The sequence below is a fragment of the Ensifer sp. ENS11 genome, from assembly GCF_014851895.1.
GTDB lineage: Bacteria > Pseudomonadota > Alphaproteobacteria > Rhizobiales > Rhizobiaceae > Ensifer > Ensifer canadensis.
The window spans coordinates 92,751-117,923 of sequence record NZ_JACVAN010000012.1; the positions used below are offsets into that span (position 1 = coordinate 92,751).

The 25,173-nt window shown below is 61.5% G+C and carries 23 protein-coding genes; 15 read left to right on the plus strand and 8 right to left on the minus strand.

Going from position 1 to position 25,173, the window contains the following annotated elements; genetic code table 11:
- Position 1: 1 nt before the first annotated feature.
- The 7 genes from IB264_RS21675 (at position 2) to IB264_RS21705 (ending at position 8,994) form a co-directional block, all read left to right on the plus strand.
- On the plus strand, positions 2 to 979 hold the full coding sequence (locus IB264_RS21675; RefSeq protein WP_057212705.1) for a sugar ABC transporter permease: 978 nt from the start codon (positions 2 to 4) through the stop codon (positions 977 to 979).
- The gene (locus tag IB264_RS21680) at positions 979 to 1,875 is read left to right on the plus strand and encodes a carbohydrate ABC transporter permease (RefSeq protein ID WP_057223792.1); all 897 of its coding nucleotides are present in this window, start codon (positions 979 to 981) and stop codon (positions 1,873 to 1,875) included. The genes IB264_RS21675 and IB264_RS21680 overlap by 1 nt, the downstream gene beginning before the upstream one ends.
- Positions 1,876 to 1,924: 49 nt before the next feature.
- Complete coding sequence (locus tag IB264_RS21685) at positions 1,925 to 3,349, plus strand: extracellular solute-binding protein (RefSeq protein ID WP_244497437.1); 1,425 nt, start codon at positions 1,925 to 1,927, stop codon at positions 3,347 to 3,349.
- Positions 3,336 to 4,520, plus strand: coding sequence for an ADP-ribosylglycohydrolase family protein (locus IB264_RS21690; RefSeq protein WP_057223797.1), 1,185 nt, complete (start codon positions 3,336 to 3,338; stop codon positions 4,518 to 4,520). The genes IB264_RS21685 and IB264_RS21690 overlap by 14 nt, the downstream gene beginning before the upstream one ends.
- 17 nt (positions 4,521 to 4,537) lie before the next feature.
- Positions 4,538 to 6,646 (plus strand): ADP-ribosylglycohydrolase family protein, encoded by a 2,109-nt coding sequence (locus tag IB264_RS21695; RefSeq protein WP_244497438.1) that lies wholly within the window; start codon positions 4,538 to 4,540, stop codon positions 6,644 to 6,646.
- Positions 6,647 to 6,724: 78 nt separating this feature from the next.
- Positions 6,725 to 7,780, plus strand: a complete 1,056-nt coding sequence (locus tag IB264_RS21700) for an ABC transporter ATP-binding protein (protein ID WP_057223799.1) — start codon at positions 6,725 to 6,727, stop codon at positions 7,778 to 7,780.
- On the plus strand, positions 7,777 to 8,994 hold the full coding sequence (locus IB264_RS21705; RefSeq protein ID WP_057223800.1) for a CaiB/BaiF CoA-transferase family protein: 1,218 nt from the start codon (positions 7,777 to 7,779) through the stop codon (positions 8,992 to 8,994). The genes IB264_RS21700 and IB264_RS21705 overlap by 4 nt, the downstream gene beginning before the upstream one ends.
- A 38-nt stretch (positions 8,995 to 9,032) precedes the next feature.
- Here IB264_RS21705 and IB264_RS21710 read toward each other — a convergent pair whose 3' ends face one another.
- Positions 9,033 to 9,443 (minus strand): VOC family protein, encoded by a 411-nt coding sequence (locus tag IB264_RS21710; protein ID WP_057223847.1) that lies wholly within the window; start codon positions 9,441 to 9,443, stop codon positions 9,033 to 9,035.
- Positions 9,444 to 9,445: 2 nt separating this feature from the next.
- The gene (locus tag IB264_RS21715) at positions 9,446 to 10,462 is read right to left on the minus strand and encodes a threonine/serine dehydratase (RefSeq protein WP_057223803.1); all 1,017 of its coding nucleotides are present in this window, start codon (positions 10,460 to 10,462) and stop codon (positions 9,446 to 9,448) included.
- Between the two features lie 86 nt (positions 10,463 to 10,548).
- On the opposite strand from IB264_RS21715, the gene IB264_RS21720 reads away from it, so the two are divergent.
- Positions 10,549 to 11,883 (plus strand): PLP-dependent aminotransferase family protein, encoded by a 1,335-nt coding sequence (locus IB264_RS21720; RefSeq protein ID WP_057223805.1) that lies wholly within the window; start codon positions 10,549 to 10,551, stop codon positions 11,881 to 11,883.
- Between the two features lie 119 nt (positions 11,884 to 12,002).
- On the opposite strand, the gene IB264_RS21725 is transcribed toward IB264_RS21720, so the two are convergent.
- Positions 12,003 to 12,440, minus strand: a complete 438-nt coding sequence (locus IB264_RS21725) for a hypothetical protein (protein WP_057212715.1) — start codon at positions 12,438 to 12,440, stop codon at positions 12,003 to 12,005.
- A gap of 91 nt (positions 12,441 to 12,531) precedes the next feature.
- On the opposite strand from IB264_RS21725, the gene IB264_RS21730 reads away from it, so the two are divergent.
- The 3 genes from IB264_RS21730 (at position 12,532) to IB264_RS21740 (ending at position 15,713) form a co-directional block, all read left to right on the plus strand.
- A complete protein-coding gene (locus tag IB264_RS21730; protein ID WP_375154980.1) occupies positions 12,532 to 12,999 on the plus strand; it encodes a hypothetical protein in 468 nt (155 codons plus the stop codon).
- A gap of 509 nt (positions 13,000 to 13,508) precedes the next feature.
- On the plus strand, positions 13,509 to 15,461 hold the full coding sequence (locus IB264_RS21735) for a hypothetical protein (RefSeq protein ID WP_057205902.1): 1,953 nt from the start codon (positions 13,509 to 13,511) through the stop codon (positions 15,459 to 15,461).
- Between the two features lie 33 nt (positions 15,462 to 15,494).
- Positions 15,495 to 15,713: a hypothetical protein gene (locus tag IB264_RS21740; protein WP_057205904.1), complete on the plus strand. Its 219-nt coding sequence runs from the start codon at positions 15,495 to 15,497 to the stop codon at positions 15,711 to 15,713.
- Positions 15,714 to 15,926: 213 nt separating this feature from the next.
- Here the strand turns inward: IB264_RS21740 and IB264_RS21745 are convergent, their stop codons facing one another.
- Positions 15,927 to 16,394 (minus strand): GNAT family N-acetyltransferase, encoded by a 468-nt coding sequence (locus IB264_RS21745; protein ID WP_057223809.1) that lies wholly within the window; start codon positions 16,392 to 16,394, stop codon positions 15,927 to 15,929.
- A gap of 480 nt (positions 16,395 to 16,874) precedes the next feature.
- Entirely contained in the window at positions 16,875 to 18,191 is a 1,317-nt protein-coding gene (locus IB264_RS21750; protein ID WP_107027871.1) for a dicarboxylate/amino acid:cation symporter, read from the minus strand.
- Between IB264_RS21750 and IB264_RS21755 the strand changes: the two genes are divergently transcribed.
- Both IB264_RS21755 and IB264_RS21760 read left to right on the plus strand, forming a co-directional pair.
- On the plus strand, positions 18,190 to 18,483 hold the full coding sequence (locus tag IB264_RS21755) for a hypothetical protein (protein ID WP_107027870.1): 294 nt from the start codon (positions 18,190 to 18,192) through the stop codon (positions 18,481 to 18,483). The two genes, IB264_RS21750 and IB264_RS21755, sit on opposite strands and share 2 nt — an antisense overlap.
- Before the next feature lie 72 nt (positions 18,484 to 18,555).
- Complete coding sequence (locus IB264_RS21760) at positions 18,556 to 18,987, plus strand: OsmC family protein (protein ID WP_025429705.1); 432 nt, start codon at positions 18,556 to 18,558, stop codon at positions 18,985 to 18,987.
- Positions 18,988 to 19,179: 192 nt separating this feature from the next.
- Here IB264_RS21760 and IB264_RS21765 read toward each other — a convergent pair whose 3' ends face one another.
- Complete coding sequence (locus IB264_RS21765; protein ID WP_057223811.1) at positions 19,180 to 20,202, minus strand: LLM class flavin-dependent oxidoreductase; 1,023 nt, start codon at positions 20,200 to 20,202, stop codon at positions 19,180 to 19,182.
- Between the two features lie 483 nt (positions 20,203 to 20,685).
- Here IB264_RS21765 and IB264_RS21770 point away from each other — a divergent pair, with 483 nt between their 5' ends.
- Positions 20,686 to 21,963, plus strand: a complete 1,278-nt coding sequence (locus tag IB264_RS21770) for a DUF2254 domain-containing protein (RefSeq protein ID WP_025429707.1) — start codon at positions 20,686 to 20,688, stop codon at positions 21,961 to 21,963.
- A 78-nt stretch (positions 21,964 to 22,041) separates the two neighbouring features.
- Here the strand turns inward: IB264_RS21770 and IB264_RS21775 are convergent, their stop codons facing one another.
- Positions 22,042 to 23,070 carry a GlxA family transcriptional regulator gene (locus IB264_RS21775; RefSeq protein ID WP_082571753.1) on the minus strand — a complete coding sequence of 343 codons (1,029 nt, stop codon included), beginning with the start codon at positions 23,068 to 23,070 and terminating at the stop codon, positions 22,042 to 22,044.
- A gap of 126 nt (positions 23,071 to 23,196) precedes the next feature.
- Here IB264_RS21775 and IB264_RS21780 point away from each other — a divergent pair, with 126 nt between their 5' ends.
- Positions 23,197 to 23,817 (plus strand): cysteine hydrolase family protein, encoded by a 621-nt coding sequence (locus IB264_RS21780; RefSeq protein ID WP_199197053.1) that lies wholly within the window; start codon positions 23,197 to 23,199, stop codon positions 23,815 to 23,817.
- Positions 23,818 to 23,907: 90 nt separating this feature from the next.
- Here the strand turns inward: IB264_RS21780 and IB264_RS21785 are convergent, their stop codons facing one another.
- Positions 23,908 to 25,107, minus strand: a complete 1,200-nt coding sequence (locus IB264_RS21785; RefSeq protein ID WP_057223814.1) for an MFS transporter — start codon at positions 25,105 to 25,107, stop codon at positions 23,908 to 23,910.
- Positions 25,108 to 25,173 lie beyond the last annotated feature (66 nt).

A 25,173-nucleotide genomic window follows, 5' to 3' on the forward strand; every position in this document is an offset into this window, starting at 1 on the left:
AATGACCAATCGTGACGAGGCGGTGATCTCGCCTAAGTTTGGGAACGTTCCCAAATCAAGCGCACGCCGCAGGACGGGACGCGTTGCGCTCGCCGCCGACGGCTGGCGGCGCTGGTGGCCCTATTACGTCATGATGGCGCCGGGCATCCTGTTCTTCCTCGTCTTCCATTACCTGCCGATCTGGGAGGCGCGCATCGCCTTCGAACAGGTCCGGATCGTGCCGCCCAACATCTGGGTGGGCATCAAGCATTTCCAGGTGCTGTTCTCCTCGCCGGTGTTCTGGCAGGTGCTCGCCAACACGCTGATCATCTCCGCGATGAAGATGGTATTCTTCCTGCCGGTGCCGATCATCGTCGCGCTGCTCCTGAACGAGGTTCGCGGCGGGTCGCTGCGCAAGTTCATCCAGTCGGCGATCTACCTGCCGCATTTCCTGTCCTGGGTGGTGATCGCCGGCATCTTCATCGCGGCGCTGTCGCCGACCGACGGTGCCGTCAACAATCTCATGGGCATGGCCGGCATGGCGCCCCGATCGTTCATGACCGATACCGGCGCTATCCGCTGGGTACTCGTCTTCACGGAAATCTGGCGTTCGGCAGGTTGGGACAGCCTGCTCTATCTCGCCGCCATCATCGCTATCGACCAGCAGCTCTATGACGCAGCCGAGATCGACGGCGCCAACCGCTGGCAGAAGATCAGGCATGTCACCCTGCCGGGCATCGTGCCGACGATCGCGACGCTGTTCATCCTCAACGCCGGCATGTTCCTCAACGCCGACCTCAACCAGGTGATCAACCTCTCCAACGATGTGGTGCGCAGCAAGATCGATATCGTCGACACCTATGTCTACCGCATCGGTTTGCAGACCGGCGAATACTCGCTGGCAACGGCCGCCGGCCTGTTCAAGGCCGTGCTCGGCACGATGATGATCGTGATTGCCCACTTCGTTTCCAAACGCCTGACCGGGAAGGGAGTCTGGTAATGGCCCTGTCACGCAAGACCCCGATCGAACGCATCGAATATGCGATCATCGTTTCGACGCTGCTGTTGCTCGCCGTCGTCACGGTCCAGCCGATCCTCAACCTGCTCGCTGTCTCGCTGTCCGAGCCGGCAAAGGTGCCGGGCATGAGCGGGCTGACCATCATACCCAGGGGCTTCTCCTTCGAGGTCTGGAGCGTTCTCCTGCAGCACCCCAATGTGCAACGCGGCATCTTCAACTCGATCTTCATCACCGCCGTCAGCACCGTGATCGGCGTCGTCGGCACCGCGTTGATGGCCTGGGGCCTTTCGCGGCCCGGCCTGCCTGGCCGCAAGGCGCTGTTCATCCTCGTTCTCGTCACCATCGTATTCGAGCCGGGCATCATTCCCGATTACTTCGTCAACAAGCGCCTCGGCCTTCTCGACAGCTACTGGTCTGTCATCCTCTTCAAGGCGGTCAATGCCTGGTACCTGATCATCCTCATCCGCTTCTTCGAGGAAATCCCGAAGGAGCTGCTGGAAGCCGCCGAACTCGATGGCGCCAACCCTTTCCAGGTGTTCTGGCATCTGGTGCTTCCGCTCGCCAAGCCGGCGCTCGCGACGATCTCGCTGTTTTATCTCGTCTTTCACTGGAACGAGTTCTTCCGCGCGATGATCTATCTGAACGATCAGGGCAAATGGCCGCTGCAGGTGGTGCTGCGCCAGTTCGTGATCGACGGCGACAAGGTTGCGATCGTCGGCGCCAACAACGCCAGCAACAACACCGGCGCCAGCCAGATCGATCTGAGGTCGCTCAAGGCCGGCATGATCCTTCTGACCATCGTGCCGATCCTGGCGATCTACCCGCTGATCCTGAAATTCTTCACCAAGGGAACCATGAGCGGCGCGCTCAAGGGCTGAACACGACACGAGATCCAACAAAGAAGCCTATCCAAACGGAGGAGACGAAATGCTTAGAAAAATGGTCCTGCTGGCATCGACAGCCCTGGCGCTCAGCCTTGGTGCTGCCGCCCCGACAATGGCCGAACCGGTCAAGATCCGGGTCGTGTCCAAGGACTTCACCCCGTCCAACCCCGACGACGTCAAGCACCTGCAGCGCATTGAGGAAGCGCTCCGGGCGCAGGGCACCGATCTCGACATCGAACTCGTCGACCTGCCGTCTTCCGGCTATGCCGACAAGCTATCGGTCATGCTGCTTTCCGGCGATATCCCGGACCTGATCTACTTCCAGGGCGGCGACGCCAAGATGGTCGAGCAGGGCGTGCTTGAAGACCTCGGCCCGATGCTGGCCGATACGAAATATCTCAAGGATGCGCTGTGGCCGCACAATGTCGAGCGGCTGAAGAACTACCCCTACCTGCTCTACGTCTATCCGGTGCGCGGACCCCAGCCGGTGATCCGCAAGGACTGGCTGGAAAAGACCGGCCTCAAGGCGCCGGAAACCGTCGAAGACTATGTGACCTTGTTCAAGGCCATCAAGGACGGTGACCTCGACGGCAATGGCGTCGCCGACAGCTACGGCGTGACCACGGCCGACAACACCAACGAGCTCGATTCGATCTTCAACCAGGCCTTCGGCATCACCGGAACCTGGATGAAGAACGCAGGCGGTGAGTGGGTGCAGTCGCGCATCACCTCCCAAGAGAAGGATAAGATCGCCTTCTACGCCTCGCTGCGCGAGCAGGGCCTCTACGATCCCGAATACATCACCACCAAGTTCGACGTGAAGGAAGACAAGTTCTACACCGGCCGGGCGGGCGTGATCTTCGGCTCCTCCGGCGAAGTCATCGACATCTATGGCGGCAAGATGCGCCAGGTCCATCCGGGTACCGAACTGGTGCTTCTGGCGCCACCGAAGGGACCGGGCGGGCAGGGCCTTGCAGCGGTCGACGTCTCCAAGGAATCGCGCGGGCTGGCGATTTCCGCCATCTCCGAGCACAAGGCCGAAGTGATGAAGCTGCTCGACTTCATGGCGAGCCCCGAAGGCCAGATGTTCGATCGCTTCGGCTTCGAGGGTCAGGAATACACCAAGGACGGCGACAGCTACAAAGTCACCGACAAGATCGCGACCTGGTACGCCCGTTTCATGGTTGCGGCCAACTGGACCCCGCCCGTTGTTTGGCAGTCCGAAGCGGCGCAGCAGTCGCTGGCGACGATCCAGAAGGACTTCAAGCCGGACAACACCTTCGTCTGGCCGGCAGACTACGCGGCCGATCTCGACGCGACCGAAAACGTCTATCGGTCCTGGGTCTACAAGTTCATCTCCGGCGCCGCCAAGATGGATCAGTGGGACCAGTATGTCGCGGAGTGGGAAGCGGCAGGGGGAAAACGTCTCAACGAGTATGCAAGGACGGTTCTAGATGCAGAAAAGTAGCGTTCAAGGGCTCTCCCTGAAGGGGAGGGTCCGCGCGCTCATCCATGGCGTCGCGCTCGGCGACGCCATGGGGGCGCCGGTCGAAAAGCTGCCGGCCGCGGAGATCGCGGTCAAGTATGGGCGGGTGACGTCGCTTAACACCGAGTGGCACAAGATGTCGCTGGATGCCACGGCCCGCAACGGCCGGGTGCGCGGCAACGGCATCGTCACCGACGACACGCTGATGACGCTCTGCCTGATGGATATCTATGGCGAGGTCCGCAGGCATCTCGATGCCTGGGACATGGCCGACGGCATGGTCAAGCAGATCGCCTGGGTGCCGCGCTACGTACCGGAACTGCAGCGCGAAGCGATGCTGATCGAGCGGCTGTTCTATCCCGAGAAGTGGATATTCCAGCGCCACCAGCTCACCTCGTGCGATCCGCGCCAAGGTGGCATCGGCAACATGGTCAATTGCGGCGCGGCGATGTATGTGGCGCCGATCGGCGTCGTCAATGCCTGCGATCCGAATGCCGCCTATGACGAGGCGATCGCATTCGCCTCCGGCCACCAGGAAAGCTTCGGGCTTGAAGCTGCCGGCGCGTTTGCCGCCGCAGTCGCCGCGGCCTTCATCTCGGGAACGGATATCGAAGGCGTGATCGAAGCGGTTCTGGCACTGGCCAAGGACGGCACGCGCAACGCCATTGCTGACATCGCCGAAGTTGCCCGCAAGCTCAAGGCGCAGGGTGCTGACTATCAGACCGTCGTTGCCGCGTTTCATGCGGCCATCGCGCCCTATTCTCCCATGGGCGACGACGTCAACCACACGCCCGCCAAGGCAGGGCGGCTGACTGCCGCCTATCAGCCAAGCCGCCTCGGCTCGATCGAGGAACTGCCTTTGGCACTTGGATTCTGCCTGTTCAACGACGGCGATTTCCGCCGGTCGATCGAGGATGGCATCAATTCCGGCCGCGATACCGACTCCATCGGCGTCATGGCCGGCGCGATTCTTGGCGCGATGCACGGCGAAGGCGTCATCGACGTTGCCGACCACGCCCTGCTCGATCAGGTCAATAAGTTGAACCTCACCGCCGCCGCCGATCGGTTCACCGAAACGGCGACCATCATCCAGGCCGCCGACCAGGCGGTAGCCGACCGGCGGACCAGCTTCCGCGCCGCCCTTACATTCTGATTGATAACGAAAGACGCATGATGCCCAAGCTCAGCAAAGAGACGATTTACGAGAAGATCTATGCCGGTTTCATCGGCAAGGCCATTGGCGTTCGCCTTGGTGCGCCGGTCGAACCGACGATCTGGAGCTATGAGCGCGTCCAGAAGACCTATGGCGAAGTTACCCAGTACCTGCGCGATTTCAAGAATTTTGCCGCCGACGATGACACCAACGGCCCGGTCTATTTCATCCGCGCGTTGCGGGATTATGGTCTCAAGGCCAGCGCGGCCGATGTCGGCAAGACCTGGGTGAACTATGCCGCCGAAGAGCATGGCATGTACTGGTGGGGCGGTTTCGGCGTCTCGACCGAACACACCGCCTACCGCAACCTGCGCGCCGGCATCCCCGCGCCGCAGTCCGGATCGATCGCCCAGAACGGCGCAACCGTTGCCGAACAGATCGGCGGCCAGATCTTCATCGACAGCTGGGGCTGGGTGCATCCGGGCGAGCCGCAGAAGGCGGCTGACGCTTCTGCCCGTGCGGCAAGCGTCGCCCATGACGGCGACGGCCTGAATGGCGCCCGCTTCTGCGCCGCCGCAATCGCCAAGGCATTCGAGGCGACGTCGATCGCCGAGGTGATCGACGCTGCCATGGCAACCATCGACGCGAATTCGACCTATGCCCAGGTAGTGCAGGCCGTGATCGACTTTCACAAAGCCAACCCCGGCAACTGGCGCGCCTGCCGTGACATGCTGACAGCCGAATGGGGTTATGATCGCTATCCCGGCGTCTGCCACATCATCCCGAACGCCGGTGTCACCGTCATGGCGATCCTCTACGGTGAAGGCGATCTGCCGCGCACCGCCGAGATCGCGACCATGGCCGGCTGGGATACCGACTGCAATGCCGGCAATGCCGGCGCCATCGTCGGCACGTTCCAGGGGCTTCAGCCGAACTGGGACAAGTACCGGAAGCCAATCAACGACTTCATCGTCGCCTCGGGCGTCGTCGGCTCGATCAACATCGTCGATATTCCCTCCTTCGCCCGGGAATTGACCGTGCTGGCGCTGCAACTGCGCGAAGACGATGTGCCGGCCCTGTGGCTCGAGGACTTTACCCGCCGCGGCGTTCGCTTCGATTTCGATCTGCCGGGTTCGACCCATGGTTTCCGCACCGAGGGCTTCAACCAGATCAGCCTCAAGGGCTCGACCGAAAGGCAGGCCGAAGGTTCGCGCGGCTCGCTCGAAATCCAGCTCGATCGGCTCGAGCGCGGCCAGGGCGGACGCATCTTCTGGAAACCCTTCTATAGCCGGTCCGATTTCGACGACGAGCGCTATCGTCCGATGTTCTCGCCGCTGGTCGATGCCGGCCAGAAAGTGTCGTTCAAGCTGTGGCTCGATCCGTGGAACGGTGACGGCAACCTGCGCGTCGCGCCCTATATCCGCCGGGCGATTTCAGGCGCGATCGAGGAGACCGGTGCGTGGCACGTCCCCAACCACGAAGGTTGGCAGGACTACGCATTCACCGTGCCGGAGGGTGCCGAAGCGATCGACGAGATCGGCATCCAGGTCGAGTATTTCGGCCGTCTGAAATTCCTCGGCCGCCTGTTCCTCGCCGATTTCAAGGTTGAGGGCGCTGGCCATACGGCGATCGATCCCAAGGGTGAAGTGCAGGAATGGGGCGCGATCTCGCGCTTCACCTGGAACCGCGGTCACTGGACGCTGCAGGACGGCCGCATTCACGCCCATACGGCCAGTGACGCCGACATGTGGACGGGCCATTATTACGCCCGCGACGTCAAGGTCCTAGCGGATGTCAAGCCGCTCGCCGGGCCGTCGCAACTGGTAACGGCCCGCGTGCAGGGCACGAGCCGGTTCTATGCCGCGGGCTTCGACGGCGACGACGTCGTCATCCTCAAGGAGGATTTCGGCACCACCGTTCTCGCGCGCGCCCCGTTCAAGCGTGAGCTCGGCAAGAGCTACGGTTTCGCGTTTTCGGTAAAGGGCGATGCGCTGTCCTTTGCCATCGACGGCAAGCCGTTGATCGAGGCGAGCGATGACCAGTTTGCCTATGGTATGGCCGGCCTTCGCCTCGGCGCGCTCGGTCGCATGAGCGTCGGAACGTTCGAGATTATCGAGTCCGCCTGAGCGGGTTTGATCCTGCCTGCCGGTCCAACGGGCCGGCGGGCCAGAACCGCATCGGCCTATCAATTGGGAGGAGAAACCATGTCCGAGATCGAACTGCGGAATGTGGGAAAGAGCTACGGCAGCCTGCCGGTGCTCGATAATATTTCGCTGGACATGGGCAGCGGCGAATTCGTGGTCCTGGTCGGCCCGTCCGGTTGCGGAAAGTCGACGCTGCTGCGGATGATCGCGGGGCTGGAAGACATCAGCGCCGGCGAAATCACCATCGGCGGCCGCATCGTCAACGACATGCCGGCCAAGGAGCGCGACCTTGCCATGGTGTTCCAGAGCTATGCGCTCTATCCGCACATGAAGGTAGCAGACAACATGAGCTTCGCGCTGAAGCTTGCCGGCGTGTCGAAGAGCGAGATCAAGCGTCGCGTCGATGAAGCAGCCGACATCCTTGGCCTTGGGCATCTGCTCGAACGGCTTCCGCGCGAACTGTCGGGCGGTCAGCGTCAGCGGGTGGCCATGGGGCGCGCCATCGTGCGCGATCCGCGTGCATTTCTCTTCGACGAGCCGCTTTCCAACCTCGACGCCAAGCTCCGGGTTAAGATGCGCGGCGAGATCAAGAAGCTGCACCAGCGCCTGGGCAAGACGACGATCTACGTCACCCACGACCAGACGGAAGCCATGACCATGGCCGACAAGATCGTCGTTCTGAACGGCGGCAAGATCGAGCAGATGGGACCGCCGCTGGAGCTTTACAAAAACCCGCAGAACCTGTTCGTGGCCAGCTTCATCGGCTCGCCCGAGATCAACCTTTTGCGCGGCGAAGTGGACGGTGAGATGCTGCGGCTTGCCGATGGCGCCCGCCTGCCATTGCCTTCGGGCCATGGCCTCGTGCAGGGCCGCAAGCTCGTCTACGGCATTCGCCCGCAACACATCCAGCTTGCCGACAGCGGCATCGCCGCCGAGGTTGTGCTGGTCGAGCCGACCGGTGAGGCGCAGGAAGTGATGCTGCGGCTCGAGACCACCGATATCACCGTGGTTCTCGGGGAAAGCGCATTGCTGCAATCGGGCGCGAACGTGACGATCGGCTTCGACACCGCCAATATCCTGTTGTTCGACGACAAGACCGGCGGGCGCATCCAGTGAGCGAATTTGCGAGGAAACACTGGGATCCGACCGCCGAGGGTCCTCTCGAAGGGATCAAGGTTCTCGACCTTTCGCGTCTGGTCGCCGGCAACATGCTGTCGCTGCAGCTTGCCGATTTTGGCGCCGACGTGATCAAGATCGAACCGCCGGCCGGCGATCCGCTGCGCGAATGGAAGGACGAAGGCCTGTCGCTGTTCTGGAAGACCTATGGGCGCAACAAGCGCTCTGTCGTCCTGAATTTGCGCGAAACGGCTGACCGCGAGGCACTCTGGGCGCTTGTTGCGAGCGCCGACGTCTTCATCGAGAATTTTCGCCCGGGAACCCTGGAACAGATGGGCTTTGGCCCGGAAGCGCTGCTCGCGCGCAATCCCGATCTCGTCGTCGTGCGCGTTTCCGGTTTCGGGCAGACAGGCCCCTATGCGGAATTTCCCGGCTTCGGCACCATCGTCGAAGGCATGAGCGGCTATGCCTACCGCACCGGCTTTCCCGACCGCGAACCTGTGCTGCCGCCGCTCGCGCTCGCCGACATGATCGCCGGTGTCTACGGCATGTCGGCGACGATGACGGCGCTGTTTGCCCGCGAAAAGGGCAGAGCGCGCGGACAGGTCATCGACCTGTCGCTGCTGGAGCCGATCTTCTCGGTGCTTGGTCCAGAAGCTGCCATCTACGCACTCAACGGCACGGTCAAGGAACGCATCGGCAGCGCCTCGAACACCGCATGCCCGCGCAACGTCTACCGCTGCGCCGATGGCAAATACGTCGCGCTCTCCGGTTCGACGCCGGCGGTCGCCCGGCGGATATTCGAGATCATCGGCCGGGCCGACATGAACGATGATCCGCGCTTCCGCTCCAACAGCGAACGCCTCAAGCATCGCGATCTGGTCGATGACGCCATCGGGGCCTGGTTTGCCGTGCGCTCGCATGACGAAGCCCTTGCCACCATGCGCGACAGTGGCGCAACGGTCGGGCCGATCTACAACATTGCCGATGCCACCGATGACGCCCATTTTGCCGAGCGCGAGGTGATCGTGTCGCTGGATGATGCGGAGCACGGTGCGCTGCCCATGCACAACATCGTGCCGCGCATGTCCGAAACACCGGGACGCTTCCGGCGTCCGGCACCGGCGCTTGGTGAACATACGGCCGAGGTGCTGGCAGAAGTGGGGTTTAATGCGACGATAGCGGCGGCGATCGTTGCCGGAGCAGGCCGATAAGGCTGCGTCCCGCTTTACGCGCCGGCGCATTCGGACCGTTACGTTAAAAGGTGCATGTCGTCTCTACAGACGACATGCACCTTGTTGCCGTCGGGGTCGCGCAGATATGCACCGTAGTAGCCATCTCCATAGTGCTGCCTCGGACCGGGAACGCCCTCGTCCGTACCGCCGGCCGCTAGGCCCGCAGTATGGGCCTGGTCGACCGCCGCAGGTGTCGGCGCGAGAAATGCGACCATGCTACCGTTTCCCACACTGGCAGGCTTCCTGTCGAACGGCTCATAGACATAAAAGCGCGGCAATGCCTGACCTGGTGCGATCCAGCACGCTCCAGCCGGTCCGCCATCCGGAGTGATTGTTCGCCTGACAAGACCAAGAGGCGCGAGAACGGCGTCGTAGAAGACGGAGGCACGATCAAGGTCGCTGCAACCAACGGTGACGTGGCTGAACATGTTCATGCCCTGCCGACCGTTGGCTCTCCACTCGCCAGGATGGCGCCGGCAAGGTCCAAATCGACGTTCCGGCCGGATAGCGTGACGGCAAACGTACGTCCCTCGAGCGGTATCTTGCGGGCGAGCACGGCCGCCAACGCGACAGCGCTTCCAGGCTCGAGAGCCAAGCCGAATTCGCTGAAGGCCACGCGCATGGCCTCCTTTGCTTCGTCATCCGTGACAGCAAGCGTACCGGCCAGATCAGGTCTGATGATCTCGAAGGGAATCTCTGCCATGTAGAGCCCGCTGATGGCATCGCAGATCGAATGGCCGCCTGGTGCCAGGTTGATGCGTTTGCCGGCTGCGAGCGATTTCGCCATCTTCTCGAACCCAACGGCCTCGACGCCATAAACCTTGGTGGACGGAGACGCCTTGCTCAACCCCAGCAGGCAGCCGGCGGTCAGTCCTCCGCCGGAGCAGCAGGTCAGCAATACATCGATCTGGGCATTCAGCCTCGCGGCCTGTTCTGCCATTTCAAGCGCGACGGTGCCGGCACCGGCAACCACCCAGAAATCGTCGGCCGGCGGTATAAGGACCCGATCCTCGCGTTGCGTGATTTCGGCGGCCACGTCGGCGAGGTCCTTCATCGCAACCTTTACGACGCGTGCCCCATAGGCGGCAATCCGTTCGGCCTTTGCCGCCGGTGCGGTCTCCGGTACGACGACCACGGCTGATGTGCCCATCAGGCCGGCGCAATAGGCAATCGCAAGGCCGTGATTGCCGGAAGACCGGGCGACGACGCCACGCCGCCGTTCGTCGTCGGTCAGCGACCCTACCCTGTTGACCGCGCCACGCAGCTTGAACGAACCCGTGACCTGCAGGCTTTCAGCCTTGAGCAGCAACCGGCCACCATATTTCTGATTGAGATATGGCGATTCCAGCAGGGGCGTCTCGATGCAGTATTTGCCGATACGGCGGGCGGCCGCTTCGACATCGTGTAGAGTTGGCAGGGAAGTTGTGGGGACGGTGGCGAAGGGCATGACATTGATCCGGCGCTGCAATTTGTTTTACAAATGCACCGATGTCATAAGAGTTCAATTGGTGTATTGCCCTCGGAGCATTTGAGATGTTGGATTACCGCGCCGTCGCCGACGTTGTCGCCAGCGAGATCGCCTCTGGAAAGCTGCCCCCCGGTACGCGGCTGCAGCCGCAAAGAACCTTTGCCTATGAGAGAGGAATAGCGGTCTCGACCGCCAGCCGTGTTTATGCCGAACTCGTTCGCCGCGGTCTGGTTGTCGGCGAAGTCGGGCGTGGGACCTTCGTCGGGACGCCGGACCGGCTGCAATCCGCGCGGATCAGCGAGATCGCCGACGCGCCGATCGATCTGCAACTGGCGACATCGGGCTCCCTGCAGCAGGCGGCCCTGATGGCGCCGGCGTTCAAGGACATGGCCAACCCGGCAACACTCTTTGACGCCATGGACGCTCTCGGTCCCTTCGGGCCAAAGGGCGCTGGCGAGATCGTTGCGCGCTATCTCGCGCACGATCATTGGTCCCCGAGGCCTGACGGCATCCTTCTTGCCGGTGGAGGACGCCAAGCGATTGCATGCGCCATGGCAGCTGTCTGCAAGCCTGGCGATCGCATCGGCGTCGAGCCGTTGACCTATCCCTCGGTCATCCGCATGGCGGCTCGGCTCGGCTTGCAGCTCGTGCCGCTTGAGATCGACGGTGACGGCGTCGACGTTGCGGCGCTTATCAGGGTGCATCGCGCGAAGCCGCTCGATGCGATCTACATCCAGCCGACCATCCATAACCCGCTCGGTTTTTCGATGTCGCACGCACGACGAACTGCCCTCGCCGAGGCGCTCGAGGAGAGCGGGCTGCTCTGCATCGAGGACGCTGCCTTTGCATTCCTTTCCGACGCGGCACCGCTTGCGGCCTATGCGCCGGAGCGTGTCGTCTACGTCAACAGCATGCAGAAGCGGCTTGGTCCGGGCGTTGGCGTTGGCATTGTCGTCGCGCCGCCGCAGGTCAAGGTTCGCATTGCCGCGGTGATGCGTGCCGGGGGCTGGATGGCGTCGTCTCTATCAATGCACCTGGTGCTATCCTGGATCTCTGACGGCACAGCCGCCCATGTTTCTGAGCTGAAGCGGAAGGATGGGCGCGATCGGCAGTTGCTGACGGCGCGCATTCTCGGCCATGTGTCGCCGTCGGCGGAAAGCAACGCCTTTCATATCTGGCTCGAACTGCCGGAGATCTGGAGTGCCGGGGCGTTCGTTTCGGCGGCCGCTGTACAAGGCGTCGCCATCACGCCTGCGGGCGTGTTTAGTGCCATCCCAGGGCGTGCACCAAACGCGGTGCGCGTCGCGATCTCCGCTCCGCCGCTCAAGGACCTGGAGCGCGGGCTTCACGTGATCCGATCCCTGCTGGCCTCGGTGCCTGGCGACGCCGAGATCGAGTGACGAAGACTTGAAGCAAGCGGGGGCATGGCCCGGCGCTTTTAATCTCGCCAACATCTCTACATCGGCGAACTACCATCCTGCCGCGCAGCATCTCACAACATGGTGAAATGCGGCTCGCGTCAGCCGACGAACAGCGCGCGCAGCCGGGCGAATAGGCCGCTGCGTTCGCCAGTCGAGATCGACCTGACGAGTTCTGCGGCCGTCTGCGCGTTCACCGTTGCACCGAAGTGGCAGTAGCAGATCACGCCGTGCAGCTGCCAGTCGCGCAACTCGAAGAACCTGAGGGCCTCGCCGTAGGTGTCGTTTTCCATGCCTGCGGCACGCAGTACGGTATCTTCGAACGCGACGGAGATCGGCGAGCCGTCGCTGCGCAATGTATCGCGCACGGCAGCGGACTGGTGTTCGGTTTCATACAATGTCGCCAGGTGTCGGGACGGGCTCTGCTCGAGAACCTCCGCCCAACGTTCGAGGCGTTCCCTGCGAGACATGCTCAGCGGCCGGTATTCCGGTTCGATTTGTGCAAAGACCTGCAATTGCTCGCGTGTGTGGTGCTTCATTGTCGCCTCCATTTAGACGATAGATGCTCTGCGCCAGCCCATTTTACCCCACCGAAAGCGTGACTCTTGTTGGGCGCGAAGTCCAATCACGATGATGCTTCGTAACCCACTGCCAATCCGGCGCCGCGACAATCCGTCCACAGGCAACACGCCCGCATGGGCGAAGTACCCAGATTTTGACATCTTGTGGGATCACTCAGGCTGCGTTTTGAGGGAGGCTTCCATGAAGACAAAGGCACGCGACCGCGAACTCATCGACGTGATGAGACGATATTTCGCGGCAAAAGCCGAGCTATCCGAGCTACGAGCGCAGCTGGAGCAGGCCAGACGCGCCGCCGGTGCGGACATCGGTAGCTTTTACGATCCGCGCACCAATACCAGCCATGCAGACGACGTCATGCGTTCGCATGCTCTCAACAGCGAGATGCGCTCGCTGATGGATCGAGCCGAAGCCTGGGGCAGACAAGAGATTGCGACATTGAGACGAGATTTGCCGGCGGAGGAGTTGCAATCCGAACCGGATCCAACGGATGAGCCGGCTGCATCCGGTATCGAATAAGCGCCGTCCAACCCTGAGGTCGTGCCGAGAGCCTTGACGCGTGCCCGGATACAGGGACATGCCGCCGGCATGACAACCGTAACTGCGCAAGCGCGATAGGCTCGGAGCGCCAAGTCACCCTGAGCGTGCATTGGCGGTCTTCGGTCAAGCCGTGGCGCCAAGCAGCCAAGCCCCGCTGCAGCATTGGTGCTTTCGATGAACGCAGAGAGCGATCAGGGCCTTCGCCGCGGGACATCGGCCGCGATTCCCTGTCGTTGCGTCAAAAAGTGGAATAAAACCTGGAGTGGAACGTAGAATAGACCGCCTGTCGATTACCCATTGGTGCTCGTAAGCTATGGAAACTCCCTTCTCCCACAGTAAATTCCCGGTTGAATTGTGTGAGGTATTAAGACAAACTCTGTCGCGCAATCGTTTGTCCAATCGCTTCCTAGATTAGTGGCCGACTGCTGTTGAATTTTTTTCGGCACGCGGATGCCAATCAATATTGGCGGAACGGCTTAAAGGTACAAATGGCTTTCTTGCTGCAAACCTTTGGGGGCTTGAGGCTCGTCGATTCAGAGGGAAGGCAAATTGCCTATCCCGAGAAAGGTTTGTTACTTCTCGCTTATTTGCTCACGACCAAAGATGGAGCCGAACACCGAACGGTGATGGCCGCATTCTTGTGGGGCAACGAAGACAGTGCCGTTCCGCTCGTGAACATGCGCAAGTTGATTTCCAGGATAAAGGTCCGCCAGGACGAAATTGGAGCGCAATTCCTCTCCTTTACCAGTAGCATGATCCATATGGATCGCGCGTCGTTGTCATCGGACATGGATCCGGCGACCGATAGCGAAATAGCCGATCCCTTGCCCCAGCTCCGCAGCCTTGCAACGCTGATGCATCGGTCATTCCTGGGGGCGGTCGGCTGTCAGAGCCGCGCTTTTTATGGCTGGCTCGCGGAACAGAAAGACCGCCAAAATACCCTTCTCAAAGCTTTGTTGCGAAAAGCGGCGCGCGCGCCGCGTTCGGAGGAAGAGGCTGACGTTCTCAAGGATGCGGGGATATTGCTCATCGAGGCGGAATACGCGGATCCGAATCCCGATACGTTGCAGTTGCTTGTCGAAATCTTTCAAGCCGAAGAGCAAGTCGACCACCTCAGGAAAATTCTCGAGAGGCGACGCGATGCGCTTGCACGAGGTGCCGATCTCGTGAACACCTTGGCGAGCCGGGATGCCGGACCTGGACCGGTCGCACGGCCGTACGCTCGTGCCGCCAGCATGTCCGAACCTGATTTTCAGACTGGATCTGGACAAACGCACCGCCACGCAATCCCTCGTCTGGTGCTGTTGCCTCCGAGCGACTACGTCGGGCGCCCGGACTTTGGCTTTATCGCGAGCGCCCTGATCGAGGATATCACCATCGGGTTTTGCGCCTTCAACAGCCTTCAGGTGATCGCCCACCATTCTGCCGTCCGGATCGGGCGCCAGCTTGAGGACCAGGCTGATTTCTTCGAGCGATTTTCCCTGAACTACATCCTCGACAGCCGGATCAGCAGTCAGACAAGCGAAGGAACGTTGTTCGTCCAGCTCATCTTCTTTCCCGACAATGAAGTCGTGTGGGCGGAAAGGTTCAGCCTGAGCCATCCGGAACTCGTCGCCACCCGGCGTGTGATCGCACGAAACATCGCGCTTTCGGTTTCAAGCGAGATCGAGCGGCATGAGGCGGCGCGTCTTTATCGCGAGCTGAATCCGGCGGCGTATCACAGCTATCTCGTGGGACGGCGGCACCTGAACCGGCTGACGCTGCCGGACCTACGGCGCGCTCGAAAGGAGATGAAGACCGCACTCCATGCGAGCGCCGATTTTGCGCCGGCGCTGAGTTCGATCGCCAGGACCTACTCAAAGGAATGGCTGCTGACGGCACGTGGCGACCTCGAACTGCTGAAGGCGGCCGAGGTGTTTGCTACGCGTGCCATCGGGGCCCGCCGGAATCTGGCTGACGGCTATCGCGAGTTCGGCGTGGCCAAGCTGTTGCAGGGGGCTTTCGATGAAAGCGCGGAAGCGATGGAACTGGCGGAGACGCTTGGTCCCCATTATGCCGATATCATTGCCGACCATGCCGATACACTCGTCCATTGCTCGCTTCCCGGCAAGGCGTTGGAAAAGATCGAACATGCGATTGAGCTCAATCCGTTGAGCCCGGACTCCTATCTCTGGACCGCCGCAGGTGCGAACTACGCGTTGAGTGAATTCGAGACATCGCTGGATTACATCGGACGTATGGCCGATCCGAGCCTGGCCGACAGGCTTTCGGCCGCGAACTGGGCGATGTTGGGCCATAGGGACAGAGCGCGTGTCTTTGTTCGCCGGGTGCGCGAAGCCAACCCCAATTTCGACCTGGACACGTGGCTTGCCGCCGTTCCCAGCAAGGAACAATGGCACAAGGACCTCTACAGAGAAGGCTTGAAGAGGGCAGGATTTTAGACCGAGCAGATCCATAGTGAGAGGGGAATACGGATGGCCAAAGTTGTTGTGATAGGTATCGAAGGTGAGGACGGCCTTTGGATTGTCGATCTGAAGGCTCGCAGCGTCGAGCCGCTGGATTCACCGAAGGCCGGGGGACTGAAGACGGTTGCCGATCTACGTGCCGCCGGGGTGAGCGTGATCAAGGGGGCCGACGTGGCGTTGGTCGTCAAGTCGGCTGCCGCCGCGTCGTCGGGGCACTACGAAGGGTAGGGCGCCGGCTTAAAAAACGGCAGCACAAGCCTGGCTGAAGGCGTGGATTGTCTCGGCCATGGAGTCAAGGTGCAGCGCAATGCTGGTGTGAAGCCTCGGCGTGACTTGGTACGCCCCGAGTTTGGACTGCTGGCGCCAGAGCGTATGCAGCGCGGGGGATGCCTAGCAATCATCCAAGCGAACTCAGGCACGGGCCAGTTGCATCACAAATCATCAGCGCGCTGACCCAGGACTCCACTTTAGCGGCTTTGAATAAATCCTGAGCTTCGTAGCCTGATTGTAGCCGCTCGCCTTATAGTATTCGGCAGTGGCGCCCTCACTTTGCGACAAAAGCCACGCGCTCGAAAAGCCGGAACTCAAGGCTTCAGCCTCAAGAAATCTTAGCAACTGCTTGCCGATGCCACGTCCCTGGTGAGAAGGCAGAACCGCGATTTCAGGAATGTACAGGCCCCTGCCGGCCGCCGACGTATGGGGGAGGCCGATCGCAAAGCCAAGCAACGCGCCATTTTCCAATGCCCCGACGCCGAGCCAACCGGGAGTGGTCGACAACTCGCCCATCCGTGCCGTCGCTCTCTCCAAGGTCCACGCCTCGTTCCAAGGCGGCCCGATATATGCCTTCACGATGATGGCCGCCGCCCGCAACGCGTGGTCTTCATTTATCCGTTGGAAGATGACCGGCATTCAAGCTCCGCTTGTCACGTGCTGTTAAGGCAGAAATCACGGCCATTCAGTATTCCAATCGCTGGCAGATAACAACTCTACGGTATTGCTGATAGTAATTCAAACGCGCTGATTGAAGCGCGAGTATTACCGGCAATCCGCCAGTCTTGAGTTCGGAATGATCTGCCACGATTTGGGGTAGCCGACCTTCGGTCCTGCTTCACTGACGCTATCGATGCGAGGCGTTGCAGCCATCTTAGAAGCCGGTGCGTGCGCAGGTTCCTCGAACTGCAACATCGCGGTCGTGCGACAAGCGCTGCTCAACCTCAGGATAATGCAGGCGGTTTGGCTGGCGCGCGCCAAACCGTGCCGGTGGAAGCTTGAACCAGCACTCATGTGAGAACGAGACTGCCGCAAATGATCCGAGGCACCGAGCGGTTTAGCCAGGCAATAGAATCAAGAAGCCGGCGAGATGCCGGCTTCCTCTGGGTGTGAATCCAATCAGGCCGTCTGGAGGCCTACAGCCGGTTCCGGATCCTCTATGGACTTGCCGGCATTGTAGACGGTCTCGTCGAGAATGCCTTCGCGCTTGGAGACGATCGTTGGCACCAACGCCTGTCCGGCGACGTTGACGGCAGTGCGACCCATGTCGAGGATCGGGTCGATGGCAAGCAACAGGCCGACACCTTCGAGCGGAAGGCCAAGCGTCGACAGGGTGAGCGTCAGCATGACGGTCGCCCCCGTCAGGCCGGCAGTCGCGGCCGAGCCGAGCACGGAAACGAAGATGATCAGCACATATTCCTGCAGCCCGAGCGGTACGCCAAAGAATTGCGCGATGAAAATCGCCGAGATTGCCGGGTAGATCGCCGCGCAACCATCCATCTTGGTCGTAGCGCCAAGCGGGACGGCAAAGGCGGCAAACTCGCGCGGCACGCCGAGGCTCTTCTCCGTCACGGTTTCGGTGACAGGCAGGGTGCCGACAGAGGAGCGCGAGACGAACGCGAGCTGGATTGCCGGCCATGCACCGGCAAAGAAGCGCGATGGCTTCAGGCCATGCGCGATCAGCAGCGCGGGATAGACGACGAAGAGCACGATGGCGAGGCCGATATAGACAGCAGCTGCATACCAGCCGAGTTGCGCCAGCGTTCCCCAGCCATATTGCGCCACGGCGCGGCCGAGCAGGCCGATGGTGCCGATCGGCGTCAGGCGAATGACCCACCAGAGGATCTTGCGGACGATCGCGAGAAGCGACTGGTTGAAGGCAAGGAAGGGCTTGGCCGCTTCGCCTGCTTTCAGCGCGGCGGCACCAAAGGCGATGGAAACAACGAGGATCTGCAGCACGTTGAAATTCAACGACGTACTGGCACTTCCTTCCGTCAGCTTGGTGCTTGCCTCCAGGCCCAGCATGTTGCCGGGAACCAGGCCCTTGAGGAAATCAAGCCATGAGCCGGCATAGGACGGCGCCTTGGCAGCCTCCTGCGACACCGCCGAGCCGACGCCTGGCTGGATGATGAGGCCGAGCGCGATGCCGATGATGACAGCGATGAACGAGGTGATCGCGAACCAGAGGAGGGTTTGCCAGACGAGCTTCGCTGCATTCTGAAGCGTCGCCAGATTGGCAATGGAGGCAACGATCGCCGTGAACACGAGCGGCGGGACCAACGCGCGCAGAAGCTGCACGAAGATGGAGCCGATCGTCTGGAGCGTCACGGTCAACCAGTTGGGGTTGCCGGCCGCATCGACGCCCATGTTTCGGGCGATGAGGCCGAGCAGCAGTCCAATGACCATGGCTGCCAGAACTTGGAAACCGAAGGACATGAAAAACGGCTTCGGCGGGGATTTGATAGTGGCTTGGGACACGATTCACACTCGATTGATTGATGGAGCAGAGCGTTCGGGAGGAAACTTCCGCAACGGCGACAAATTAGTCAAGGTTGTGACAGAGGATAAGCAACCGTTTGGCTCGGGACCAATCATAGGTGGAATAATTTTCCCGGTTGAACGCTTGGCCACGGTGCATGGCGGAGGGGCGAAACCGGCAATCCGTTACGTTGCGCCCGTTTGCTGGGCCGCAAGCCGTGTATTCGGGCGCTGGCGGGTAGCAGCGTAAGCTATCCACACATACCAATCCGACGCCACTGCTCTATCTGGTGCCTGTGGATTTCACCTCGAGGAGAAGAGCATGCAGATCAATCGCACAGGATCGGCGAAATGGGCCGGCGGTCTCAAGGACGGTAAGGGTCAGATTTCGACGCAGAGCGGCGCGCTCAAGGAGTATCCGTATGGTTTTGCAGCGCGCTTCGAAGGCGTCGCGGGTACCAACCCGGAGGAACTCATCGGTGCGGCTCACGCCGGTTGCTTTACCATGGCGTTGTCACTGATCCTTGGGGAGGCTGGCCTGACGGCCGACAGCATGGAGACGACCGCCAAGGTCACGCTTGAGTCCGTCGCCGATGGCTTTGCCATCACGGCTATCCACCTGGCGTTGAAGGGCCGTGTGCCGGGCGCGGATCTGGCAAAATTCACTGAGCTGGCAAACAAGGCGAAAGCGGGATGCCCGGTGTCAAAGGCACTTGGTGCGGTTCCGATAACACTCGACGTCAGTTTGGCATGAGAAGCCCGTGTGCGCCGACGACAGCGCCGCGCGTCTTATTGGACGCGCAAAGGTCACTGCAGCACTTTGAATGGCCGCAACTTTATCCTGAAATCGAATTGGATTTAAGGAAACATGCGGTAGGTCGGCGCACGCGGATATCTTCATGCCAGTCGAATTCGATCGCCGGTGCGAACGAACGCGTCTTGTCGCTCAACGCCAGCCGAGTGCGGGCGTCACGTGCTTCAGGATCGCCTCGATGACGTGCGCATTGTAGTCGACGCCGAGCTGGTTCGGCACCGTCAGCAGCAGCGTATCGGCTTCGGCGACGGCCTCATCCCCGGCGAGCTGCTTGATGAGCACATCAGGCTCGGCCGCATAAGACCGGCCGAAGATTGCCCTTGTGTTCTCGTCGATGAAGCCGATCGTATCCTGTTCCTTGCCGCTTCGGCCGAAATATGCGCGGTCGCGATCATCGACGATGGCGAAGATGCTGCGGCTGACGGAAACCCTCGGCGTGCGGGTGTGGCCCGCTTCCTTCCACGCCTCACGGTAGGCGCGGATCTGTGCTGCCTGCTGGACGTGGAACGGCTCGCCGGTCTCATCGTCCTTCAGGGTCGAACTCTGCAGGTTCATGCCGAGCTTTGCCGCCCAGACGGCGGTGGCGTTCGAACTGGAACCCCACCAGATGCGGTCGCGCAACCCTTCGGAATGGGGTTCGAGGCGCAAAAGTCCTGGCGGGTTCGGGAACATCGGCCGTGGGTTGGGTTGGGCGAAACCGTTGCCTTTCAGTGCTTCGAGAAACACTTCGGCGTGGCTGCGGCCCATATCCGCATCCGACGCGCCGTCCTGCGGCTGGTAACCGAAATATCGCCAGCCATCGATCACCTGTTCCGGCGATCCTCGGCTGAGACCGAGCTGCAGGCGTGAGCCGGAGATCAGGTCGGCGGCACCGGCGTCTTCGGCCATGTAAAGCGGGTTCTCGTAGCGCATATCGATGACGGCCGTGCCGATCTCGATGCGCTTCGTCCTTGCGCCGACGGCAGCCAGAAGCGGGAAGGGGGAGGCAAGCTGCCGGGCAAAGTGATGAACACGGAAATAGGCGCCGTCAGCGCCGAGCTCCTCGGCGGCAACTGCAAGGTCGATGGACTGCAGAAGCGCATCGCCTGCCGAGCGGGTTTGCGACTGGGAGGAGGGGGTCCAATGGCCGAAGGAAAGGAATCCGATTTTCTTCACGATAGTGCCGCCTGCGAATATGTCGTTGATACTCTCCTAGATGGCATAGGACAGGCTCGAGGGACAGCAGTGGAGGGTCGAACGCTGTGTTTCCGATCTGCTCATGAACCACCATGTTGCACCAAGCTCCAAACACTCAACGCTCGTCATCCATATCCAACGCCGCAAGGCCATGGCAGAGTGGAAAGCCGTGACCGTAATGCCCACCTAAATCACGACCCGATGCTCCATTCCGTCCCTTTTCGAACAACGTGACAGAACCTCGGCAGGCTATGAAAAAGGCTCAAGCTGCGGAGGCGGCTCGGGGGAGAAGCCGTGACCTGAAGTTGTGATTTTCGCGGCCCGACGAGACAGCATAGTATATATTAGGCCCCAGGTCGCTTGCGCCGATCGTCTCGTATCGGGAGTTGGTCGCGTACGGTGCCCTTGTGGCAGATTTGACCGTTTCCGGCTCGAAGGGCCACACGAGAGGGATGGGGCTAAATGCGCTGGAACAAGTTGTATGCGCTCAAGAGCTACATGCGGTCCTCGCTGTGGGTCGTGCCTTTCTTCGCGCTCGTTCTGCAGCAAGCCTTCTTCCGCGCAGTGCTTGTATTCGAACTGTGGACAGAATGGGTGCCGATATGGCCCTTGGAGACAGAGGGTACGATTGCAGCGATGCAGGCGATCATCAGCCTGGCGCTTTCGTTCATCGTCTTCACGTTCGGCTCCCTGCTCGTCGCCATTCAGATTGCGAGCGGGCAGCTGACGCCCCGGATTATCGCGACCACGCTGCTGCGCGATAACGTGATCCGTTTCACCGTGGGCTTGTTCATCTTTACTCTTCTCTTTGCCATCGGGGCGATCAGTCGCGTCAGTACGCAGGCCCTGTCTCCCATCATGTGGATCTCGGGGATTCTTGGCGTTCTGTCGCTGGCCGCCTTCCTCTATTTCATCGATTATTCCGCCCGGCTATTACGTCCCGTCAGCATCATTCATCGCGTCGCCGAGCAGGGCTTTGCCGTTATCGAGGCGGTATATCCTGGCCCGCTGTCGGATGCCGACGAGCGACCACAACCGGACGAGCCGTGCGAGAAGCCGGGAAACATCGTTTTGCATGTCGGGTCGTCGGACATCATTCTTGCAGTCGACGTGAAGGCCTTGACCATTCAAGCACATCGAGCGGACGGCGTGATTGAACTTGCTGCGCGCGTCGGCGATTTTGTCTCATCCGGGCAGCCACTGTTCCGCCTCTATGGCGGCGCCAAGGCAATACCAGCCAAAGACCTTCGCAACAGTGTCGTCTTCGGGCGTGAGCGGACCATCGAGCAGGATCCGACCTTCGCCTTCAGGGTTATTGTCGACATCGCCAGCAAGGCGCTTTCGAAGGCTATAAACGACCCGACGACAGCGGTGCTTGCCATTGATCAGTTGCAGCGACTGCTACGCAGCGTTGGTGGGCGCGAACTGAGCAACGAGTACGTCCGCGATGCCCAGGGACGCCTTCGTGTGGTGTTCCCGACGCCGAACTGGGAAGATTTCGTGCAACTTACGTTTCGAGAGATCCGGATCTATGGAGCGGAAAATCTGCAGATCGCAAGGCGGCTGCACGCGATGATCGACGATCTCGAAGCGGTGCTGCCGGAAAGCCGGAAGGATGCGTTGGCCATTGAGCGCAACCTGCTCGACCAGACGATCGACAAGGTCTACCTGCTCCCCGAAGACGCAGCACTCGCGCATATTGCCGATACGCAAGGGCTGGGCGGCTCTCCTAAAGCATGACTGAAATTCGCGCATCCGCATAGCCAGTGTCCGAGACGTCCTGATGGCAGGCGCACGGATCCACCACGCTCCAATCACTCAGCGCTGGTCATCCATATTCACCGCCTCAAGGCCATGGCGGAGTGGAAAGCCGTGACCGTAATGCTTCCCTAAATCCGGTCTCTTCCTGAACTGCCGGCGGTAGCTTGCCGGCGAGATCGAGAAGGCGCGGGTAAAGTGCTGGCGCAGCGATACCGTTGAGCCGAAGCCGGCCATCTCTGCGACCCGGTCGATCGAGCAGGATCCGGTTTCGAGCAACCGTTGCGCGGTCGCCAGCCGCTGGTTCAAGAGCCATTGCGTAAAGGTGGTTCCGGTCGTCTTTCTGAAATGCCGGGTAAAACTGCGCAGGCTCATCCCGGCCCGTGCCGCCAGCTTTTCGAGCGACAATGGCTCGTCCAGATGCTCGATTGCCCAATTGATCGTCGCGCCGAGCTGCGCCTCGCCGGCGGCGGCAGGCATTGGCTTCTCGATATATTGGGTCTGGCCGCCATGCCGGTGCGGCGCCACCACCAGCCGCCGGGCGACGCGGTTGGCGATATCTGCCCCATGATCGCGACGTACGATATGCAGACAGCAGTCGATGGCCGCGGCCGTGCCGGCCGATGTCAGGATGTCACCATCATCGATATAGAGCGCATCCTGATCCAGGGCGACCCGCGGATAGCTTCGTTGGAACTCCTCCGCCCAGGCCCAATGGGTGGATGCCGGTCGCCCGTCCAGCACGCCCGCTTCCGCCAGTACGAATGTACCAAGGCAAAGCCCGACCAGCCGCGCGCCGCGTGCATGGGCGGCCCTGACGCTCCGCAGCAAGGCTTCGGGAGGACGCTCGTCCGGATCCCGCCAGGCCGGCACGATGACGGTGTCGGCCTCCCCCAGGTGGCTCAGATCATGCGTCACTTCAATGCGAAAGCCGGAGCCAGTGGCAACCGACCCGGTATTCTCGCCGCAGATCAACAGGCGATAGCGGGGCGCTCCGAGTTTCAAAAGCTCATCGCCGAACACGATGCAGGGCACCGACAGGTGGAAGGCGCTGATGCGTTCGAAGGCGATGACGGCAACGGTGTGCATCGGCGTGGCGATCCCAATCTAATGAATTGGCCAGAACCTAGCACATATTGTCATTCTGGCCACTTTCGCGAAGCCGGCGCATGCAGGATTTTTCCGCCATCAACAACGATGCGAAAGGACGCTTTCATGATGCAGCACCCCACCATCCGGACCATGGCTGGAGCCACAGCGCCGCAAAGTCTCGATCCTGCCAAGACCGCCCTGCTGGTGATCGACTTTCAGAACGAATATTTCAGCGGCAGGATGCCGATCCCGGATGGCGCAAAGGCGCTCTCCAACGCCAAGCGCCTCATCGAGCGTGCTGATCAGGACGGCATGAGAGTCTATCATGTCCAGCACGTGACACCGGCGGGAAGCCCGGTCTTTGCCGAGGACAGTGCGACCTCCCGGTTCCACGACCAGATCCAGCCATCAGCCAACCATTCGGTGGTGCGCAAATCGTCGGTGAGCGTGTTTCCAACCACCGACATCGACCAGAGGCTGAAACAGGCTGGCGTCGATACGCTCATCATTGCCGGCCTGATGACCCATGCCTGCGTGGCCGGCGCTGCCCGCGATGCCGTCCCCCTCGGCTACAATGTGATCGTGGCCGACGACGCCTGCGCCACGCGGGACGTCGATACGGCAGATGGGGAGACCGTGTCGCATGTTGCGCTGCACCGCGCAGCTCTGGCTTCGATCGACGACACCTTCGGCGATATCGTCACGACCGATCAGCTCCTGGCCCTGCCCCTGACGCGCAAGTGAGACTTGAGCGCGGCTGAGTACGGGGCCTAATGATGGCTCTCCCGATCCCGCAGGAATCCAGGATCGGGAGGGCCATGAGTCCTTCATCTCTCAGCCCGGCTGGAGCGCCACCTTGCGGGAGACGGCGACGAGCGAGGCGCCCAGCAGTGCGGCCAATGCCGCAAACATGAAGACGCCGGCAGGCCCCTGGAGTTCGACGATCAGGCCGCCGAGGATTGCTCCGGTGGAGATGGCGATCTGGAATGACGTCAGCGTCGCCGCACCAGCGCCTTCCGCCTCGTCGCCGGCGGCCCGACTGATGAAGGACTGGACGCTGACAGGGAGCGCACCGAAGGCGAAGCCCCAGGCGGCCGTCGCTGCGGCTGCAATGCCCGGCAGCACGCCGGCGACCGCAAGCAGGAGCGCGGTGGCAGCGATGCCCGCGGCAGCCAGCGTCATCGACAGGCGCGTGTTGCGCTCCGCCAGGAAGCCGCCGGCGATATTGCCGAAGAAACCGCCGATACCGAATGCGAGCAGGATCGCGGTGATCATTTCGACGTCGAAACGCGGCACCTGCTCAAGATAGGGGCGAATATAGGTGAAGCCGGCAAAATGGCCGGTGACGACCAGCAGGATCGTGGCAAGACCCAGCCGGATCGCCGGGCGCCTGAGAACCCTCACGATCGTGCCAAGGCCGGTGGTTCCGATCGGCGGCAGCGACGGGACGGTCAGTGCCTGGACGATAAAGGTAACCACCCCGACTACGGCTGCCAGCAGGAAAGCATAGCGCCATCCGAGCGTGGCGCCGATCCAGGCGCCGACGGGGGCGGCGCAGACAGTCGCGATCGAGACGCCTGACATCACGATCGCCATGGCGCGGGGCATCAGCCTGGCGGGCACGAGCCGCATGGCGAGCGCCAGCGACATCGCCCAGAAGCCGCCGAGCGCGATACCAAGCAACACGCGGGCCGCAAGCAGGAACGGAAGGTTCGGCGCAAAGCCCGCCATAAGGCTCGAGACGACCAGCAGGCCCGTCAAAGCCAGAAGCACCGTGCGCCGGTCGAACCGGCCTGTGTAGACGACGATCGCCGGGCCGGCGACCGCCGCAACGACAGCAGTGGTGGTCACCGACTGCCCGGCAGCTCCAACGCTGACCCCGAGATCCGCCGACATCGGCGTCAGCAGGCTTGCCGGTAGAAACTCTGCCGTTACCAGGCCGAAGACCCCAAGCGAAAGGGAAACGACAGCGCCCCATCGGGCTTTGTTCCGCTCGTCCGTCGGGGCACCTGATTTCGTCACGACGCCATCCATGATTTTCATCTCCGCGATTGTTAGTGGCGAAAGTAGGCATGACCGTCAGGAGTTTCTATGCTAGAA